The organism is Butyrivibrio sp. INlla21, from assembly GCF_900116875.1.
Classification (GTDB): domain Bacteria; phylum Bacillota; class Clostridia; order Lachnospirales; family Lachnospiraceae; genus Butyrivibrio.
The window spans coordinates 21037-40684 of the sequence record NZ_FPCC01000010.1 but is presented as its reverse complement, the minus strand read 5'-3'; the positions used below and the strand labels follow the sequence as shown (position 1 = coordinate 40684).

Below are 19648 nucleotides of genomic sequence, written 5' to 3'. Positions count from 1 at the left end.
ATAGAGTTTTGAATAATAAAGGACAAGGAGGATGAAATGAAAAAAAGAAATACTTTTTCTGCAATAATTCTTTCCTTAGTCCTTAGTATGCTGGTGGTGACCCCTGTCCGGGCTACCACCAGTTCTGATTTACAGGAAAAACAGGACAAGCTTGAAAAGGAAGAGCAGGAGCTCAAGAACAAGAAGAAAGAACTTGAGAAGCAGAAAAAAGAGAGCCAGAAGGGCCTCGACAATGCCAACAGCAAGATCGGTTCAATCTCGGAGGCGCAAGGTGAGACGCAGGAAGCTATTGACGAAACCAACTCTGAGATAGTTGCCATCATGGCCGATATCGAGATGATAAAAGAGGATATTGCCAAGAAGCAGGCTGAGATTGATGTAAAACAAAAAGAGTATGAGGATGCCAAGCAGAAAGAAGAGACTCTTTATCAGGCGATGGTTCAGAGAATCAAGTTTATGTACGAGAAAGGAAACTTATCGTATGTACAGATTCTTTTGACTGCTACAAGTTACGCGGATGCGCTTAATAAAGCACAGTATGTTGAAGAGCTTTATGAGTATGACAGAAATAAGCTGCTTGAATATGTAGAAGCAAAGGAAACGGCCAAGGCTATTAAGGAGCAGCTTGAGGTTGAGAAGGGCGAACTTGAAACTTCGCAGTTTGAGCTTGAAGAAGAGCAGGCATATATGGAAGAGCTTCTTGCGAAGTACAAGGCTACTTATGCGGACTATGAGGTTAAGCTTGCCAAGGCTAAGCAGGATGCTGCGGTTTATACGGCGCAGATCAAGAGCCAGCAGTCAGGTATGGCAAGTCTTCAGAAACAGATAGAATCCAAGCAAAAAGAGGTTGATGAGGCCAGAAAAGCCACGCAGGCAGCTCGTAATGCCGAAGAAGCGGAGAGAAACAGTTATGCTTCAAGCGACTCCGGCGGTTCCGGATCCGGTGGATCAGGCGGCTCAGGCAGCTCGGGAGGTTCAAAACCATCGGGCGGATCTAAGAGCTATGCTCCCGCGGGAAGTGCGTCGGGTTCCAACGTGGCCAATTATGCTTGTCAGTTTGTGGGCAATCCTTATGTTCCGGGAGGAACGAGTCTTACTGACGGAGCTGACTGTTCAGGATTTGTATATTCTGTTTACAAGGCATTTGGAATCTCTGTTCCGAGAACATCATGGGAGCAGGGAGCTTACGGAAGAGAAGTTTCATATTCCGAAGCACAGCCCGGAGATGTTATTTACTACGGTGGACACGTCGGAATATATATAGGCGGCGGTCAGATAGTACACGCAAGTACGCAGAAGACCGGAATCAAGTACAGCTCTGCGATGTACAGATCGATCATTTGTGTCAGAAGATATCTGTAAGGTTATGCGAGATATCTTTTGGCAAGATATCTGTATAATATGTTGTTTGGAATTATACAGTAGTGTATAATCGTACAGAATTAATATATAGACGAATAGTTTTTCGGGAGGAATCAATGACTGCAGAAGAAAAGGTTATAGTTCTTGATTTCGGCGGACAGTACAATCAGCTGGTAGCTCGCCGCGTCAGAGAATGCAATGTCTATTGTGAGATCTATTCATATCGCACTCCGATCGAGCAGATCAAGGCAATGGCACCCAAGGGAATCATCTTAACCGGAGGCCCCAATTCATGTTATGAAGAAGGCGCGCCCACATACACCAAGGAGCTTTTTGAACTTGGAATTCCCGTGCTTGGTCTTTGCTACGGTGCACAGCTTATGATGCACGTACTTGGCGGAAAGGTTGAGAAGGCGCCGGTAAGAGAATACGGTAAGACACAGACATTTATCGATGGTTCTAATGATGCTCTTTTTGCAGGAGTTGAAGATGACACCATCGTATGGATGAGCCATTTTGATTACATCAGCAAGGTCGCTCCCGGTTTTGATATCGTAGCTCATACTGCGGACTGTCCTGTTGCTGCAGCAGCTTGTGAGGATAAGAAGCTGTACGCAATCCAGTTCCATCCCGAAGTATTACATACAGTAAGAGGAAAAGAAATTCTTCATAACTTCGTAAGAGGTATCTGCCAGACTGCAGGTACATGGAGAATGGATTCCTTCGTTGAGAACACTATTAAAGAGATCAAGGCAAAAGTCGGAGACGGCAAGGTTTTACTTGCTCTTTCAGGCGGGGTTGATTCATCCGTTCTTGCCGCTTTACTTGCTAAGGCGATCGGTAAGCAGCTCACATGCGTATTTGTAGATCACGGACTTCTTCGTAAGAACGAAGGCGACGAGGTTGAAGGCGTATTCGGCGAGAAAGGCAACTTTGATATTAACTTTATCCGCGTAAATGCGGCTGAGAGATATTATGCTAAGCTTGCGGGAGTAGAAGAGCCCGAGCGCAAGCGTAAGATTATCGGAGAAGAATTTATCCGTGTATTTGAGGAAGAGGCCAAGAAGATCGGCGCAGTTGACTTCCTAGCACAGGGAACAATATATCCCGACGTTGTAGAGTCCGGACTTGGCGGCGAATCGGCAGTAATCAAGTCACATCACAACGTTGGAGGACTTCCTGATTTTGTTGATTTCAAGGAGATAATCGAACCCCTCAAGACATTGTTTAAGGACGAGGTTCGTAAGGCAGGACTTGAACTCGGACTTCCCGAGTATCTTGTTTTCCGTCAGCCGTTCCCCGGCCCCGGACTTGGTATCCGTATAATCGGAGAAGTAACTGCCGATAAGGTACGCATAGTTCAAGATGCAGATTACATCTACAGAGAAGAGATTGCGGCAGCAGGTCTTTCCAAGCTCCCCGATCAGTACTTCGCAGCGCTTTCAAACATGCGCTCTGTTGGCGTTATGGGCGATGAGAGAACCTACGATTATGCAATCGTACTCCGCGCCGTTGAGACAGTAGACTTCATGACAGCCGAGGCTTCACAGATTCCTTTCGACGTCCTCCAGAAAGTCATGAGCAGAATCATAAATGAGGTTAAAGGCGTTAACCGCGTAATGTACGACCTCACATCCAAGCCCCCGGGAACAGTAGAACTTGAGTGATAACGAGTAAAGCGCGATAAGGGACAGAAGCGGTTGCGAAGCAACCGGCCGAATAAAAGAGCCACGATGCATGCTTGCATGCACGAGTGGCTCTTTTTTACGGCTTAATCGCTCACGCAGTGAGCGGCTTCTGTCCCATTTTGCATTTTACGACAACATACAGCGAGATGTAGCGAAGCGGAATCGAGCGGAGTGCAAGACTCATACTCGATCGAAGCGTATGAAGCGTAATTGCTGGGTTGCATTCCATTCCCTTGACAATTCTTGATAATAATAATATATTTCTTATCAGTTCTATTATTCCTTTTTGGAATAATCTGATTCTGTGGCGAGAATTGTCAGCCACAATTTTTCATTTGTTTGATGTTTGATTGTTTTTGGATTTAAATATAGGGATTTTTGGGGTAAATACACGCGATGTATTGATATATTTGATGTTGCGTGTATAGAAAAAAGTGCGACTACACGCGGCTCTTCATTATATTGATTTTTGCGTGTAGGGCGAAAGACTGCTTTACACGCGATATAAAGATTGCTCTTAATTCGCGTGCTTTATGAAGACATTGATTACTCGATAATGGTCAGAGTAAGCACGCATTTTTTAACAGGGATACTTTACGCGTGTAGACAAGGATTTATCCTTACACGTGGATAAATAAAGGAATCAAATTTGCGTGTATTCAAGCCAAAAGGCTTACATGCGAAATAATTGTATTGCTAAATCCGCGTGTACAGGATGTATTTCAGTACACGTGCCAATAGATTAAGTAAGCAATCGCGTGTATGAGAACAAAATACAGAGGAGATAACATAGGTGAAGAATTATATAAATGAATTAAGTGAACAATTAAAACAAGTAGAAACGTTGCTAATAAAAACAGAGAAGCGATTGGAATCAAACAAAGTGGACAACGGTAAGAAGGTCAGGATTTCCTATAAAAAGGGAGGCTATCAGTACTATCTTGAGAATGAGGAAGGAAAGAGAGAATATGTCAAAACAAAAGATTTGGAAGTGATAAGAAAAATCTTGCAAAAAGACTATGATAAAACTGTACACGACAAGTTATTAACCTTACGTTATAGAATTTACAGGTTCATAAAAATCTATGATATGGATGCTATCGGACGCGTTTATGACAAGCTACCCGAAGCCAAAAAGATGCTTGTTAAGCCGATTGTTCAAACTGATGAAGAGTATATAAAAAGTTGGCTCGAGAAACACAAGAGTAACATGAATACATATCCTGAACAAGGTATGTATCTTACTGAAAAAGGAGAGAATGTACGGTCTAAGTCTGAAAAGATCTTGGCTGACCTTTTCAGCAAATATGAAATACCATATAGCTATGAACCACAATTCAAATTTGATGACGGTAGCGTTATGTTTCCGGACTTTGCTCTATTAAATACCAGAACACGCGAAACGATATACTGGGAACACTTTGGTATTATAACGGATGGAGAATACGCGACAAGAACACTTAGTAAACTGAATGCTTATGAAAAAAACGGATTAGAAGTGGGCAGGAATCTATTGTATTCTATGGAATCAGAATCAATCCCTCTGGATATAAAGCAGATAGAGAAAAAGATCAAACATCATTTACTATAATTTAAATTCAAGATAATATAAAAATAATCACGAAATTACAGGGGGTTATATGCAAGTAAACTTTTACGATTCGGTAGATGATGATCTGCTCAAATTTGCTGTTATCATAGCAAAGGCTGATGGGAAGTGGGTTTTCTGCAAACACAAGGAACGCGAAACATATGAAATAGCCGGGGGACACAGAGAAAGCGGAGAATCAATTTTAGAAACTGCCAAAAGAGAGCTCAATGAGGAAACGGGCGCGAAAGATTTTTCGATCAAACCGGTATGTGTATATTCAGTTATTGGCAAAAACAGAGTTAATGACACTGGCGAAGAAATGTACGGAATGCTGTACTTTGCGCAAATAACAAATTTTGAGGAAGAGCTTCATTGCGAGATGGAGAAAGTGGTATTGTTTGATGAACTTCCGACCGAGTGGACATATCCGCTAATACAACCCAAACTGATAAAAGAAGCAGAGCGAAGAGGTTATCTGTAATAATCCCAATCAATAAAGCAAAGATTGAAAAAATAATAAAAAAACAAGGCAGCCTCTCAGAGAGAAACTGCCTTGCCTAATGTGTTATCAATAATGTTATTGAGCTGTGTAACCACCATCAACTACAAGATGTGTGCCTGTTACGAAATCATTTTCTGCGAGGAAGATGATCGCATGTGCGATTTCTTCAGGCTTAGCGAAACGTCCAAGTGGATGCATAGCAATAAGTGCATCGCGAAGTTCCTGGCCAAGTGCTTCAAGGCTAACAAGAGGTGTATCTACATAGCCGGGATTAACGGTGTTTACGCGGATACCATCTTTAGCAAGTGAAAGAGCTGAGGATTTTGTAAGCTGATTTACACCACCCTTAGCTGCGCAGTAAGAAGGGATGATAGGATCGCCGATAACACCTTCGATAGAAGATGTGGATATGATCGCACCGCCATGTCCCTGCTTCTTCATCTGAATAGCTGCATACTTTGTACCATAGAATACGCCGTTAAGATTGATCGCAATCACTGTGTTCCAATCTTCAGCGGACAGCTGGTCAACTGTCCCATGGATACCAATACCGGCGTTATTAACCATAACATCAAGTGAGCCAAAGCGTTCAACTGCAAAGTCTACCAACTTCTTTACGCTCTCTTCATCAGATGTGTCAGCTTGGAAGAATGCAACGTCAGAAGATATCTTTGATAAATCAGCTGCTGCCTTTTCTCCACGCTGAACGTTACGGCCCGCAATAACAACCTTAGCACCCTTTTCAAGAAAAGCTTGTGCTGTTGAAAGACCGATTCCCGATGTACCACCGGTTACAATAGCTGTTTTTCCTTTGAGTTCCATTATAACCTTCTCCTTTATACATTAATATAGTGTCTAAATTATAGTACTATAAGTAACGTTTTTCAAATAATAGAGGGGAAGTTGAAAGGAGTTTTTTTCATGCGAACAGAAAAAGAGATGATGGATTTAATTCTTAATACCGCCCGCGAGGATGATAGGATCCGAGCGGTATATATGAACGGTTCAAGGACTGATAAAAATGCTCCGAAAGATATTTTTCAAGACTACGACATTGTCTATGTGGTAAAAGAGACGGAGTCTTTTATCAAAGATAAAGATTGGATTCGTCATTTCGGAGACATCCTATTCATGCAGTATCCCGATGAATCCCCCGATTATCCAAGCGATAGAGCAAAATCATATGGATATCTTATGATATTTACCGACGGAAACAGACTTGATCTTACGCTCAAATCCGAAGCGCATGCAAAAGAGAATGTGCTTGAAGACAGGCTTTGTAAGATCCTTTTGGATAAAGACGGAATACTTCCGATTATTCCTGAAGCGACAGATGCTGATTATCATGTCAAGAAACCAAGCGAGGATCAGTACGCAGCTACATGCAATGAGTTTTGGTGGTGCCTTAATAACATTGCAAAAGGGCTTTGGAGAAAAGAGGTTACATATGCCCAGGACATGCTGAATTTCGTTGTAAGAAAACAGCTTGAAAAAATGCTTTCATGGAAAATAGGTATAATAACGGACTATTCTGTAAGCATCGGAAAGTCCGGAAAGTATATGCATAAGTGGCTTTCCAAAGAAGAATGGCAAGCTTACCTTGATACATATTGCGGCGTCGATGTAGAAGAAATGTGGAAGTCCGTTGAAACAATGTGCAAACTTTTTTACGACACATCGAAATGGTTTGCAAAAGAAAGCGGCTTTACATTCAATAGAACTGAAGCCGATAACTGTCTTTTTTATCTAAACCGTGTTAGAATGGCTAAGGCAGATGCCAAAACTATTTTATAAAAAAGATAATAAAGTACAGCAAAGCATATATTAAATGCTCTGCTGTACTTTTTTGTCAGATCGAGTATGGGTTATCTACTCGATTTATTATAAGATCATTCATTGGATCTGACATCGGTACGGCTAAGATACATGATAGCGATCATGATAAAAGCAGTTATAAAGATGATGGATGAAAGGGCGAATGATCTTATATCTATAGTTCCTAATTCCTTTTGGTTCATGGCAATGTCAAACAAAGAAAATGGGGTGAGGTAAGGGGCGCCCTTTGTTATACATGACAAGCCGGCGAAACTGCCAAGGAAAGCAACTATCACGGGGAGAATAAAATTCCTTATAACCAAGGAAACAAGAACCTGGAAAGCACATATAACCCAGGAACTTAGGATTCCCATGATTAACCATTGAATGATCCCGGACGGAAGAGTTCCGTCCATATGTATGATCGAGCCGGAAATAAGGTATAAGGCTACGACCCAGATAAGCGAAACAGATGTAATGAAACATGTAGCTGCATATTTGCCGAGTACTATCATTGCAGGTCTTTGATGAGTCATCATAAGATTCATATTTGTTCCGGTGTGTTCAACTCTCCAGATGCATCCCGTAAATATTCCGATGATAACGGGCATGAAGAAGTAGCATAAAAACAAAGTGTGCTGAGTCCACAGTGAGTACCAACCGTCTTTTAAGATACTGATATTGCCGAGATAGTTTACGGTTCCGATCGCTGCCGATATTGCGGGAACAATGAAAAACGCAATCCATGCAGGAGAACCCTTTAATTTCAAGATCTCAACCGGACGCTTGTGAAGAAGAATCCTCTTGGTCTTTCGATTATTATTTGCTTTTTCTGTTTCCTCTACACCTGATCTCTTGAGCAAAATAAGAGTGATGCATGTAAAAAGAATTATCCATCCAATGCAGATGATCATAGGTATATAGTCGGGATTGCAGAGAGCATACGAAATATCTCTCGTGTCCCTGTCCCAATCCATTGTGATAAATCCGCATGACACGAACGACTCCCAAGGAAGGAGCTTTTGGATAATTGTTGATGGAAGGAATAAAGAGAAAAAGGCTGTGAAACTTCCCAGTATTCCAACGGAAATACTAACTGCCTGATTTCTGTAAAAATATGCCAACATAAGGTGGAGGCTAAGTAAGGTCATGCAGGTTATGTACGTGGTCATTCCGTGGATAAAAAGATATTTAACCGGGAAAGTGCTGTCAAAATCAAGAATCTTGCAACAGATAATGACCGATCCGCATTGCATTACAACAAGTATGAATGTGGCTATTGCACCATAAAGATATTTTGTAAAAAAGATTCTTTGCGGTGTGGTGAAGGTATACAAGCACTTGAGCATTTCTCCCTTATGCTCAATATCCATTAATCTGGAAGCGAAGCCCGCTATCGTAACCGGGAAAAATAAACAGTTTATGATTGGAATAATATAAAAAAGAATCATCCATCCATCTGCAGAACCCCGCTGACCACTATAATTTCCCATTATAAATGCAATTTCCAAAACAATTATCAAAGGAAATAACAGCAGGTTGAAGCGGCGTTTATGTTTTTTTAGTTCTATAAAAAGATTTCCGATAATACCCATTTTTAAGCTCCTTTTGTCATTTCGAGGAATACTTCTTCAAGAGAAGCATCACCGATCTCAAGTTCAGATAAAAGACCTTGATAGATCATATGTCCTTTGTTGATGATTCCGACGTAGTCTGCGATCTGTTCAACTTCAGAAAGAAGATGACTTGAAATAATAACCGTTGAGCCATATCTTTCGGGAATACTTTTTACAAGATTTCTGATCTCATTTATACCTGCGGGATCAAGACCGTTTGTAGGTTCGTCCAAGATGATCAGCTCTGGCCTTCCCATCAGTGCCATCGCGATACCGAGTCGCTGCTTCATTCCGAGCGAATAGTTTTTAACTTTGTCGTCTTTTCTCTCATACAGACCGACTGTTTTAAGAGCTTCTTTTATATCGCTTGCTCCAAGTTTTTTGTAGCGAGCAATTATCTCAAGATTTTCCTGACCGGTGAGATGTCCGTAGAATCCAGGGCTTTCGATAAGACTTCCGGTCTTCGTATTAATTTCAAATCTGTTCTTGGGCGACATCTTTTTTCCGAGAACTTCCATGCTTCCGCCGTCAGGTTGTATAAGTCCGAGAAGAAGCTTCATTGTGGTAGTTTTTCCCGCACCGTTGGGGCCGAGAAAACCATAGATGCATCCTTTCGGAACTGCTAAATTTACATCTTTTATTCTGTATTTGCGACCGCTCTTTTTGCAAAGATTGTAGGTTTCAATTACATATTTTTTCATCAGTGCGTCCTCCGTATATTTGATAAGCTTAGTATAAAAAGGGAAGATTACCTGAACATGACGCCTACATTACATTTACCTTACGCGGTAAGCGCGGTTATTTCATTTCGAAAGTGATATGTGTATACTTATATTTAAATCGGAAAGAGGAAGAAATTATGGTGTTATCAGATTGCAGAATCCTATTGGTGGATGATGAGAAAAAGATTTTAGAAATCAATAAAAAGCTCTTATCTGAGAATGGTTTTAATAATGTACTGTATGCATTAAACGGAGAAGAAGCAGATGAGATCATGGAAAAAGAGCAGGCAGATCTGGTCGTGCTGGACATAATGATGCCCGGTATAAGCGGGCTTTCTCTATATGAGTCGTGGAAAAAGAGAGGGATAAATATTCCTGTTATTTTTCTTTCTGCAAGAGATGAAGAAACAAGCAGATTGAAAGGGCTCGGGCTTGGCGCCGATGATTATGTGACAAAACCTTATACTCCCGAGGAGCTTCTTTTGCGCATAAAAGCAGTCCTTAGAAGGACGTATCATTTGACGGAGAATACGGTCGTTGAGCTTGGCACGGTGAGAGTGGATCTATCGTCGGGAATAGTAAAAAGACCCGATGGCGAAGTAGAACTTACCGCAAAAGAGTTTCAGCTTTTTTCCAAACTATATGATAATCAGGGGAAAATTGTTTCGCTGAACGCCCTTATGGATACGCTTTGGCCGGACGGTAGCTATGGACTTGAGAACTCGCTTATAGTTCATGTAAGGAGACTACGTGAAAAAGTTGAAGAAGATCCGTCAAAGCCTGAGTATTTGCAGACGGTTCGAGGGCTGGGATACAGGCTGAATATCAGAGGTAGAAAGTAATGAAAAAATTATCCGGATATTTCCTTTCCATGATGCTGGTATTGGCGTCATTGATCGTGATCGACATTTTCGTTTTGTTTTTTATATGCGTTCAAAAGCAAGAGAATTATCTCAATACGTCTCATATAGAAAAAGTATCTGAGAAGATCATAAGTGCAAACGGTGAGTATCAGGTTGACGGATCGGTATATGAACTGCTTGATAAAACCGGTTCTTTTGCCATGATCATAGATGATTCGGGAAGCGTTATATGGAATCACAATATGCCTTCGGAGATTCCGGATTCTTATGGGATAAAAGATGTGGCTTCTTTTACGCGTTGGTATTTAAACGACTATCCAACGTACACGTGGACAAGAGATGATGGGATTCTTGTGATCGGACATCCTAAAGGAAGCAGATGGAAATACTGTCTGGAAATAAATGCAAATACCATGGACGGCATGATTAAATTCGGACCATATATGTTCTTTGCTAATGTGCTGATTCTTTTGCTATTACCTTTTTTGATCACTCGCAAGTGGATGATCAACAGAGAGAAAGCGCGGACAGAGTGGATCGCAGGAGTTTCGCATGACATAAGAACTCCTCTTAGTATAGTCATGGGATCTGTGGAAAAAGGAAGCGTGGAGGAAAAGCAGTGCTTCAAGATCAGAGACCTTATAGGCAATCTTAATACCGAGAACAAACTCGAAGCGGGAACGGGCAAATGGAATAATGAAAAGATTAATCTCACATCACTTCTAAGAGAGATTTTGTGCGACTATATAAATACCTATGAAGATTATTCGTTTGATCTTCAGGTAGATGAGAAGCTCGAGAATTACAGTATTCAGGCGGATGTCATGCTTATCAGACGCATGCTTGAGAACATTATTACCAACTCTATCGTTCATAACGAAAAGGGTTGCGAGATAAAGGTTACGCTATCAGATCGAGGCAAAGGCAAGGCAAGACTTGTCATAAGTGATAACGGACAAGGCACAAGTGAGCAAAAGATAAAGTCGTTGAACGCCAAAATTAAGAATGCGTATCTTCCGGAACACGGTCTTGGAATACGCGTCGTAAAGCAGGTTGCAAAAAAGTATAAGTACGCGGTACGTTTTTCTTCGGAAGAAAATGAATGTTTTAGGTGTGAGATAGATTTTGGTAAAAAGAAATGAGAACAAATCACCTGTAATTGAGAAAATCTACAAGGAGCTTGCATTAAGATGATCGTGCATCCGATACCACCTCTTTATGACAAGAATTCAAGAGTGCTTATACTTGGAAGTTTCCCTTCGGTGAAATCGAGGGAGGCGCAGTTTTTCTACGGGCATCAGCAGAACAGATTTTGGAAGGTTATCGCTGCGCTTTTTGATGAGGAAGTTCCGAATACAATTCCGGAGAAGAAGGCGCTTTTAAAAAGAAATAAGATAGCGCTCTGGGATGTTATTCATTCATGCGATATAACAGGATCGTCCGATTCGAGCATAAAAAACGTAACGCCTAACGATTTGAAAATCATTCTGGACAGCTCCAACATTGAAGCAATATACGTAAACGGGAAGACTGCAGAAAAGTATTATAAGAAATATACGGAAAAGATTATTGAAAGAACGGCAATCTGCCTACCATCAACAAGCCCCGCGAACGCGGCGTGGAACATGGAAAAGCTGATCGAGGCGTGGAAGATTATAAAAAAGAGTTAATAACGGAATAAAATATGGAGCTGCGGTGCCGGATCAATCGGCATCGACAAGCTCCATTTCTGAACCCATATCGGTAAAACCATATTTTTCATACAAGGGTCTTCCCATATCCGTTGCTTCGAGTGATATCTGGGTAATTCCGCGTTTCTTAGCATCTTTTACCAGTATATCCAAAGTCTTGAGCGCGATGCCCTGCCTGCGATAATTCGGATTGGTGTACATATTCATCACGTAAGCTTTTTTCCCACTTGGATTGTGATATGTAGGCATTACCTCGTAGTAGCTCATGCCGCCGGCGCCGACAAAAGAACCTTTGTCCATAACAAGGATAGCCGTGTGAGTTCCGTCTGCGAGAGCTCTTTTATAATATTCTCTCGAAGAGGCTTCAACTTCAGACATATCTACGGAAGAATCGAGTTTATTTGCTGCGCGCAGAACTTCGATTCTTGAAGAAGTTAAAAGATCGAGGTCTTCCAATGTTGCAATTTTATATTCCATTTTGTCTACCTCCCTGTGATATTATAAATGTATAAAGAAAGTAGCAAAAATGCAACCTCCGGGTGATGTTACCGTATGCATTTCTTTTATATGATACCTCTTGGAGGTGATAAAAATGATTTTTCCCGATAAACTACAAATACTCAGAAAGAATAATGCACTTACACAGGAAGAACTGGCTGAGAAGCTTGGAGTGTCAAGGCAGGCGGTCGCCAAGTGGGAGGCGGGGCAAGCCTATCCGGATATAGCGAATCTCATTCAGATAAGCGACCTGATGAATGTGAGCGTTGATTATCTCGTCAAGGACAGGGACTGTGCAGTCAATATATCTTCCGCTCAGCCGACAGATCTTGAAGAGCTGATCGCATTTAGGCTTGAAGCCAATAAAAATACATACGCGGCTAAGATAAATGAAGTTGAGTCAACAAGATACACTTCTCATGATTTTGTTTATGAGAGCGGAGATTTCCTTAAGGAAGCTCTTTTGCATGCAGATAAAAACATGCCATACAGAGGACCCGAGATGTATAAGTCGGGAGAGTTCACTTACAGATGCAGGGTGACCGGAGATTTTACATGGTTTCAGGGATTCGAAGAGATTTATCTTGATGATAAAAAAGTCTACGAATGTGTATTCCACGGCGGACTTATGAAATAAAAATAATGCTTAAACAGGAGGACAGAATGAATAACGTTTATGAGACTTGCCCGGTACTTGAAAATGACAAATATCTTCTTCGCTTTGTGAAGAAGGAAGATGCGGAGGATCTTCTTGAAGTCTATGGGGATAAGAATGCGCTTCCTTTTTTTAACAGTGACAATTGCCACGGGGACAATTTCTTTTACAATACAAAAGAGCTGATGGATAAAGCGGTGGATTTCTGGCTCTATTCCTATGAGCAAAAGTATTTTGTGAGATGGACGATCGTTGATAAAGCTTCAAACAAAGCAATCGGAACGATAGAAATGTTCCACAGAGAGCCTGACGGAAGCTTCGGACATGTCGGACTTATCAGACTTGATGTCGGAAGTAAGTATGAAAAAGCGGAAGAATTAAAGAGCATCTTGTCGGTTATAATCCCGCCTGCATATGAGCTTTTTGACTGCGATGAGATAATATCCAAAGTTCCGCTGTACGCAGTTGAGCGTGCGAAGGCGTTCTCAGAATACGGTTTTGAGAAGACCGACAGATTATTAATTGGTGGCAATGACAACTACGGTTATAATTGCTATTGGACTATCAAGAAATAAGAAATATCAGATAAAGGGGAACATGATGACCAAACTTACAGTAATAGTTGATAACAAGGAAGGACAGGATTTAAAAGGCGAATGGGGACTTTCGATCCTGATCGAGCACAATGATAAAAAGATCCTTCTTGACGCCGGCGGTTCCGATCTTTTTGCCGAGAATCTTCAAAAGCTCGGATTCGACATCAAAGATATAGACTACGCGGTTCTTAGTCACGCGCACTACGATCACGCTAACGGCATGCCCAGATTTTTTGAAGATAACAAGAAAGCAAAGTTTTATCTTAGGGAAACCACGGCGGAAAACTGCTATGCGATAGATTATCTGATATTCAGAAGATATATCGGAATTCCCAAGAATGTTATCAGGGACTATGGCGATAGAATAGAATTTGTATCGGGTGATTATAAGCTCTGCGACGGCGTTTATCTTATACCGCACAAATCGCCGTGTCTTGATCTTATAGGGAAAAGGGAAAAGATGTATACCAAGGTCGGCAGAAGATTAAAGCCTGACGATTTCTCGCATGAGCAGAGCCTTGTAATAGATACGGACAAGGGCCTTGTTATACTTAACAGCTGTTCTCACGGCGGTGCCGTAAATATCATTAACGAAGTTAAGAGCACATTCCCTGACAAGCGCATCTACGGCTTGATAGGCGGTTTCCATCTGTATAACAAGAGTAAAAAAGAAGTTGAAGAAGTCGCTAAGAATATCAGTGATACAGGGATTGAATATATTTGCACAGGGCACTGCACTATGGGCAAGGCTTATGGTATCATGAAAGAGGAGCTTGGAGATAAGCTCGAGCAGCTTCATGTGGGACTTGTAAAAGAGTTCTGAAGAAGGAGACAACATGGTTTTACTTGTAATCGATACTCAAAAAGGAATCACAGATGACAGACTTTATGAATTTGAAAAATTAAAGTCGAATATTAAGGAGCTTATTCAGCTTGCAAGAGACAATAACAAAGAAGTTATTTATGTTCAGCATGACGACGGTCCCGGATCCGGTTTTAGCAAAGGCGACCCGGACTATGAGATATATGATGAATTTGCACCAAAAGAAGGAGAAAAGATATATACAAAGGCTGTAAACAGTGCGCTTCATCCTTCGACAGGTCTTTTGGATTACTTAAAAGAAAAAGGTGAGAAGACCATAATGATCGTTGGGCTTCAAACTAACTTTTGCATTGATGCGACTATAAGAACCGGCTTTGATAACGGCTTTGAAGTACTGGTTCCGGAATATACCAATTCAACATTTGACAGCGATTTCATGGATAGGGCAACCTGCTATCGCTATTACAATGAGTTCATGTGGGATCCGAGATACGCCAAATGCATCTCCATGGACGAGGCAAGAAACAGAATAAAAGAGTGAGAGTAAGATCCGGCAAGGGATCATAAATGTAACTATTAATATTTTTAGGTGGGAGAATATTATGGTAACGAATGATAAAGGACTGGTTGCGTTTAAACACAGAATAATGGTAGAAGTCTGCAAGCTTGCGTGGAAAGGCGAGCTTGATGAAGAGCACAAGGATAGGCTTGTTTATGAGCTTGCTCCGGGACCAAAGCCTGTTTACAGATGCTGCGTTTTCAAAGAGCGCGAGATCGTCAGACAGAGAATTCGCCTGGCGTGCGGACAGAGCACCTCATACAACGAAGGTTCCAAAAACATTGTTCAGGTAATCGATCCTGCATGTGACGAATGTCCTATTCATGCTTTTTCCGTAACGGATAACTGTCGTTTCTGTATGGGAAAGGCTTGTCTTAACTCATGTAAATTTGATGCGATCCATCCGGGCGATGTCAGGATGCACATTGATTCTACCAAGTGCAAAGAGTGCGGAATGTGCGCAAATGCATGTCCTTACGGAGCAATAGTTCATCTTGAGCGTCCATGCCATAAGGCATGTCCTGTAGGCGCCATTACTTATGATGAGAACGGCTATTGTAAGATTGATGAGAGCAAGTGTATCCAGTGCGGGCACTGCATTCACAGTTGTCCTTTCGGAGCTATAGGATCAAAGACGTTCCTTGTTCAGATCATAGAAGCTATTAAATCGGGAAAAGAAGTCATCGCTATGTGCGCACCCGCTACAGAAGGCCAGTTCGGTGAAGATATCTCCATGGCTTCTGTCAGAAATGCGCTTATTAAGCTTGGATTCTCAGATATGGTGGAAGTTGGTCTCGGCGGAGATATGACGGCTGCTTATGAGTCAAAAGAGTGGGCTGAAGCATATGCGGAAGGTAAGAAGATGACAACGTCTTGCTGCCCTGCATTTATCAACATGCTTAAGAAGCACTTCCCCGAGCAGTTTGAGAACAATATGTCTTCAACGGTTTCACCTATGTGTGCGATCTCAAGATATCTTAAGGCAACTCGACCCGGTTGCGTGACGGTATTTGTAGGACCTTGCATTGCCAAGAAGTCTGAGGCGCAGGATGAGAGCGTTCCGGATAATGCCGATTATGTTGTGACATACGGTGAGCTTAGAGCTCTTATGAGATCAAAAGATATAGATTTTGAACCTGTTACAGATGAGTATCAGGAGTCTTCTATCTGGGGCAAACGTTTTGCAACAAGCGGCGGCGTTGCCAATGCAGTTATTGAATGCATGAAAGAAAGAGGAGAAGATGTAAGCAATATTAAGCTCCATCAGGTTGCGGGAGGCAACGAGTGTAAGAAAGCTCTTTTGCTTCTAAAGGCAGGCAGATTCCCCGATGACTTTATCGAGGGCATGGTATGTCCCGGCGGTTGTGTGGGCGGACCTTCCAAGCACAAGACCGAGGTTGAGATCACCAAGGCAAGAGAGAACCTCCTTGCCAAGGCAGATGACAGAAAGGTTCTTGAGAACCTCAAGAAGTATCCAATGGACAAGTTTTCGATGCACAGAGACGGCAAGAAGATAGATCTTCCCGATTGAATTTAAGAACAAGGAATTGTAAGTGAACAGGGACAACACGCTTTTTACTTCAAAAATGAAAAAAACACATACCATCTACATGCCGGATATGCTTCATTATCACAATGAGCTTCTTATCGCGGCGTTTAAATATGGTGGCTATAACCTGGCGGTTGTACCTGAGTATGAAAGAGTGCCCGAGAATGCATTTAGGTTTATCAACTCTGCCTATTGCACATGTGCGATAGACATTATCGGTAATCTCATGGCACATATTGCTTCTGGAAATGTAGATCTTGACAGGACCGCCATCCTTGAGCCTCAGGCAGGAGGCGCATGCAGAGCGGGTAATTACTACGATCTTATTATTCAATGTGTAAAAAAGAGCGGGTACAAGATTCCCGTTCTTTCTTTGAATTTTAGAGGAGCGGAGAGTCATCCGGGATTTAAGATCAATTTAAAAATGCTTTTGGGTGCGATCGCTGCGGTGTGCTACGGCGATCTTCTTATGAGTCTTTACCAGCAGATAAGGCCTTATGAGAAGAATAAGGGCGAGACGGATTTGCTTTATCGAAATTGGATAGATAAGCTTTCGGGAAATATCTCCACAGGGAAAAATCTTTTATTAAAGAACAATATTTATCAGGAAGTTATTTCTGATTTTAAAAAGATACCTTGCTATACCAAGGCTGAGAGGCCGCTTACCAAGGTCGGTGTGGCGGGAGAGATCTACATAAAATGCTCGCCTATAGGAAACAGACATCTTGAGGATTTTCTTAAAGACCACGACATGGATTACAGAATGGAAGGTTTTTTAAACTATTGCATTTATGTCGTATATACCGAGATGAAATCCGCAGAGCTTAATATGGCGCCAAAAGCCGTATTAAAGGCTTATAAGTTTTTTATGGATCGTATGATCAAGATGCAGAATAAGATAAAAGAGCTTTTGGAACAAAACGGATTTGTAGCGGACGGATCGTTTTATGAAATGAAAAAGACAGCCAATGAACTTCTAAGCGAGTATTACAATATAGGTGACGGCTGGCTTGTTCTCGCGGAAGTGACAGACATGATTCAGAAGGGATATGACAAGATACTGATAGTGCATCCGTTCGGCTGTCTGGTAAGTCACGTGGCGGAGAGAGGTATTCTAAAAAAGCTTCGGCAGATGTATCCAAATGCCAATATCAACACGATAGAATACGACTATGAGCAGTCCAAAACACTTAGAGAGAGCAGAATAATGCTTGCACTTTCCTGATAAAGATCAAAACAGAAAGACTTCTATCTGTTTAAAGATTCCCTTGAGATTTTTGATATCCTTTATTGTCTCTTTTGTTTCGAGAGAGTGGTTTGCTCCCTGTATTTCGTGAAGCGGAAGATTTAGCTCGCAGCATTGTTTTCTTGCAAGTTCGGTTTCGCACCATGCATCCGCAGTTCCGTGAAAGACGATCGCTTTAACGCCTTCAAGGAATTTAAAGGTTTCAGCAACGGGAGTCAGAACGATGTGAATTGCGTTGATCTCGTTCTTCCATGCGTAATAGCCGGCAAGAGTTGTTCCGATGCTCTTTCCGATAAAAAGAACTTCTTCATATCTATCGAATTCTACATCCTTAAGCTGATCGATGGTCTGCTTTAACGCTATCTCAAAAACAGAATGCATAACTTCTTCCTTGCCCTTAACCTCGTGCGATTTGTAGGGCAGTTTGTAAGTTATCTCTATAACTTTATACCCATGCTCTCTAGCCATTTCTTTGGCATAATACAAAAGAGGCTTATCGTGAGTGTAACCGATCCCCGGGAAAATAACTGCAAGTTTTTCTGCGTACATAGCGTCCCCCTCTCTGGCTAAATCTATAAATTAATGATATCATACTTTCCGAAGAAAGGAGCACATGAATGACCTGGAAAACAACCAATATTCATCTGATGAAAGGTAACTTTTTGGCGGTTTACGGGGATAGTGCGCTCTTTTTTAGATGATTTTTGGGATAGAAAATATCTATAAAGCGTAGTTATCTCCTTATTTTTTGAACTAAAAAAGATAAGGAGTTTTTTTATGAATAAAAATAATGCGAGAAAACAGATAAAAAAATTATTGTTATTGGACGGAACAAGTGCGCTTATGATCGCGGGAGCATCATGGGTGGCGCTGCTTGCGGCAAGAGGCTTTTCCATGGTCGAGATCGGACTTGCGGAGAGTATATTTCATGTTGCGAGCATGTTCTTTGAAGTTCCGTCGGGAGCCATTGCCGATGTGTTCGGAAGAAAGAAGGTCATGGTAGCCGGAAGGATCATGTCGGTACTTTCCGGAATCATTTTGATCGTATCGGATTCGTTTTGGATGGTGGCGCTTGCAATGATCCCGGGTGCGCTAAGCTATAACCTTGCGTCGGGAACACGAGAAGCACTTGCGTATGACAGTCTCAAAGAAGCGGATATCGAGAGTGAATACGACAGATTTGCTTCGGTCGATATGGTGATATATAAGATTACAAGTTCCATCGCAACGCTTATGGCGGGCGTGGCGCTTATGCTCGGATATAAAAGAGCTTACGCGGTTGATGTGTTTATGGGGATCCTGAGCATAGGTATAGCTCTTTCGTTAAAAGAAATTTCTACCGAGCTTTCAAAAGAAGCGAGTATTAAAAAGAGATTTGTTGAAGTCGCAAAAGAGAGCGCTGCGTTTATAAAAGAAAATAAGAGGGCAAGGCAGATCATTGTTTTGAATGCTTTTGTCGGATCATCGGCTACGCTCATTCTTTTCTTTTTACAGGCAAAGCTTCCTATCGCAGGACTTCCGGAGCTCATGCTGGGACCGGCTCTTTTTATAATGGGAATGGGAGCGGTGCTTGGCGCGTTTGCCGCAAAGCTGATGGCAGGCAGAAGGTTTAAGCATATTGCAATGATAGGAGCGTTTGGCGTGGCACTTTCCGTAGCATCAATACTGACGGGAAACAGTATCCTGATGGTGATAGGCGGATTTATCGGTTCATTTTCCGATACGCTGCTCTGCGTAAGGTCAGATGTGGTTTTAAACACAATGATACCTTCGGATCAGAGGGCGACACTTGTATCCGTTAATTCTTTTTCCTTCTCGATCGTGATGATAGCGTTGTCACCTTTGTTCGGATTTATCGTGTCTGTGGTATGA

20 protein-coding genes are annotated in these 19648 nt (G+C 41.8%); 15 read left to right on the top strand and 5 right to left on the bottom strand.

Annotated features, from left to right (window positions below):
• Window positions 1-36: 36 nt before the first annotated feature.
• The 4 genes from BM377_RS07510 to BM377_RS07495 all read left to right on the top strand — a co-directional run bounded on the left by BM377_RS07510 (window position 37) and on the right by BM377_RS07495 (window position 5122).
• A complete protein-coding gene (locus tag BM377_RS07510) occupies window positions 37-1362 on the top strand; it encodes a C40 family peptidase (protein WP_092246145.1) in 1326 nt (441 codons plus the stop codon).
• A gap of 116 nt (window positions 1363-1478) precedes the next feature.
• Window positions 1479-3029, top strand: a complete 1551-nt coding sequence (gene guaA, locus BM377_RS07505; protein WP_092246142.1) for a glutamine-hydrolyzing GMP synthase — start codon at window positions 1479-1481, stop codon at window positions 3027-3029.
• A gap of 814 nt (window positions 3030-3843) precedes the next feature.
• Window positions 3844-4641, top strand: coding sequence for a hypothetical protein (locus BM377_RS07500; RefSeq protein ID WP_092246139.1), 798 nt, complete (start codon window positions 3844-3846; stop codon window positions 4639-4641).
• Window positions 4642-4690: 49 nt separating this feature from the next.
• A complete protein-coding gene (locus BM377_RS07495) occupies window positions 4691-5122 on the top strand; it encodes an NUDIX hydrolase (RefSeq protein ID WP_092246135.1) in 432 nt (143 codons plus the stop codon).
• A 96-nt stretch (window positions 5123-5218) separates the two neighbouring features.
• Here BM377_RS07495 and BM377_RS07490 read toward each other — a convergent pair whose 3' ends face one another.
• Window positions 5219-5965, bottom strand: coding sequence for an SDR family NAD(P)-dependent oxidoreductase (locus BM377_RS07490; protein WP_092246132.1), 747 nt, complete (start codon window positions 5963-5965; stop codon window positions 5219-5221).
• A gap of 99 nt (window positions 5966-6064) precedes the next feature.
• Between BM377_RS07490 and BM377_RS07485 the strand changes: the two genes are divergently transcribed.
• Complete coding sequence (locus BM377_RS07485) at window positions 6065-6937, top strand: aminoglycoside 6-adenylyltransferase (RefSeq protein ID WP_092246129.1); 873 nt, start codon at window positions 6065-6067, stop codon at window positions 6935-6937.
• A 95-nt stretch (window positions 6938-7032) separates the two neighbouring features.
• Here the strand turns inward: BM377_RS07485 and BM377_RS07480 are convergent, their stop codons facing one another.
• On the bottom strand, window positions 7033-8553 hold the full coding sequence (locus BM377_RS07480) for an ABC transporter permease (protein ID WP_092246126.1): 1521 nt from the start codon (window positions 8551-8553) through the stop codon (window positions 7033-7035).
• Window positions 8554-8555: 2 nt separating this feature from the next.
• Complete coding sequence (locus tag BM377_RS07475; RefSeq protein ID WP_092246124.1) at window positions 8556-9275, bottom strand: ABC transporter ATP-binding protein; 720 nt, start codon at window positions 9273-9275, stop codon at window positions 8556-8558.
• A gap of 158 nt (window positions 9276-9433) precedes the next feature.
• Here BM377_RS07475 and BM377_RS07470 point away from each other — a divergent pair, with 158 nt between their 5' ends.
• Genes BM377_RS07470 through BM377_RS07460 form a run of 3 tightly spaced genes read left to right on the top strand, consistent with a single transcriptional unit; the run spans window position 9434 to window position 11829 of the window.
• Window positions 9434-10138, top strand: coding sequence for a response regulator transcription factor (locus BM377_RS07470; RefSeq protein ID WP_092246121.1), 705 nt, complete (start codon window positions 9434-9436; stop codon window positions 10136-10138).
• The gene (locus BM377_RS07465; RefSeq protein ID WP_092246118.1) at window positions 10138-11301 is read left to right on the top strand and encodes a sensor histidine kinase; all 1164 of its coding nucleotides are present in this window, start codon (window positions 10138-10140) and stop codon (window positions 11299-11301) included. Before BM377_RS07470 ends, BM377_RS07465 begins: the two co-directional genes overlap by 1 nt.
• Window positions 11302-11349: 48 nt before the next feature.
• Window positions 11350-11829 carry a DNA-deoxyinosine glycosylase gene (locus BM377_RS07460; RefSeq protein WP_092246114.1) on the top strand — a complete coding sequence of 160 codons (480 nt, stop codon included), beginning with the start codon at window positions 11350-11352 and terminating at the stop codon, window positions 11827-11829.
• Between the two features lie 33 nt (window positions 11830-11862).
• On the opposite strand, the gene BM377_RS07455 is transcribed toward BM377_RS07460, so the two are convergent.
• The gene (locus BM377_RS07455; protein ID WP_092246111.1) at window positions 11863-12327 is read right to left on the bottom strand and encodes a GNAT family N-acetyltransferase; all 465 of its coding nucleotides are present in this window, start codon (window positions 12325-12327) and stop codon (window positions 11863-11865) included.
• A 115-nt stretch (window positions 12328-12442) separates the two neighbouring features.
• Here BM377_RS07455 and BM377_RS07450 point away from each other — a divergent pair, with 115 nt between their 5' ends.
• The 6 genes from BM377_RS07450 to BM377_RS07425 all read left to right on the top strand — a co-directional run bounded on the left by BM377_RS07450 (window position 12443) and on the right by BM377_RS07425 (window position 17755).
• A complete protein-coding gene (locus BM377_RS07450) occupies window positions 12443-12985 on the top strand; it encodes a DUF5680 domain-containing protein (RefSeq protein ID WP_092246108.1) in 543 nt (180 codons plus the stop codon).
• A gap of 26 nt (window positions 12986-13011) precedes the next feature.
• A complete protein-coding gene (locus tag BM377_RS07445; protein WP_092246105.1) occupies window positions 13012-13578 on the top strand; it encodes a GNAT family N-acetyltransferase in 567 nt (188 codons plus the stop codon).
• 25 nt (window positions 13579-13603) lie between these two features.
• Window positions 13604-14422, top strand: a complete 819-nt coding sequence (locus BM377_RS07440; RefSeq protein ID WP_092246101.1) for an MBL fold metallo-hydrolase — start codon at window positions 13604-13606, stop codon at window positions 14420-14422.
• A gap of 13 nt (window positions 14423-14435) precedes the next feature.
• Window positions 14436-14963: a cysteine hydrolase family protein gene (locus tag BM377_RS07435; protein ID WP_092246098.1), complete on the top strand. Its 528-nt coding sequence runs from the start codon at window positions 14436-14438 to the stop codon at window positions 14961-14963.
• A gap of 61 nt (window positions 14964-15024) precedes the next feature.
• Window positions 15025-16512 carry a 4Fe-4S dicluster domain-containing protein gene (locus BM377_RS07430; RefSeq protein ID WP_092246095.1) on the top strand — a complete coding sequence of 496 codons (1488 nt, stop codon included), beginning with the start codon at window positions 15025-15027 and terminating at the stop codon, window positions 16510-16512.
• Between the two features lie 22 nt (window positions 16513-16534).
• On the top strand, window positions 16535-17755 hold the full coding sequence (locus BM377_RS07425; protein WP_092246092.1) for a hypothetical protein: 1221 nt from the start codon (window positions 16535-16537) through the stop codon (window positions 17753-17755).
• 6 nt (window positions 17756-17761) lie between these two features.
• Here BM377_RS07425 and BM377_RS07420 read toward each other — a convergent pair whose 3' ends face one another.
• A complete protein-coding gene (locus tag BM377_RS07420) occupies window positions 17762-18325 on the bottom strand; it encodes a hypothetical protein (RefSeq protein ID WP_092246089.1) in 564 nt (187 codons plus the stop codon).
• Between the two features lie 186 nt (window positions 18326-18511).
• On the opposite strand from BM377_RS07420, the gene BM377_RS07415 reads away from it, so the two are divergent.
• Window positions 18512-19648: an MFS transporter gene (locus BM377_RS07415; RefSeq protein WP_278290231.1), complete on the top strand. Its 1137-nt coding sequence runs from the start codon at window positions 18512-18514 to the stop codon at window positions 19646-19648.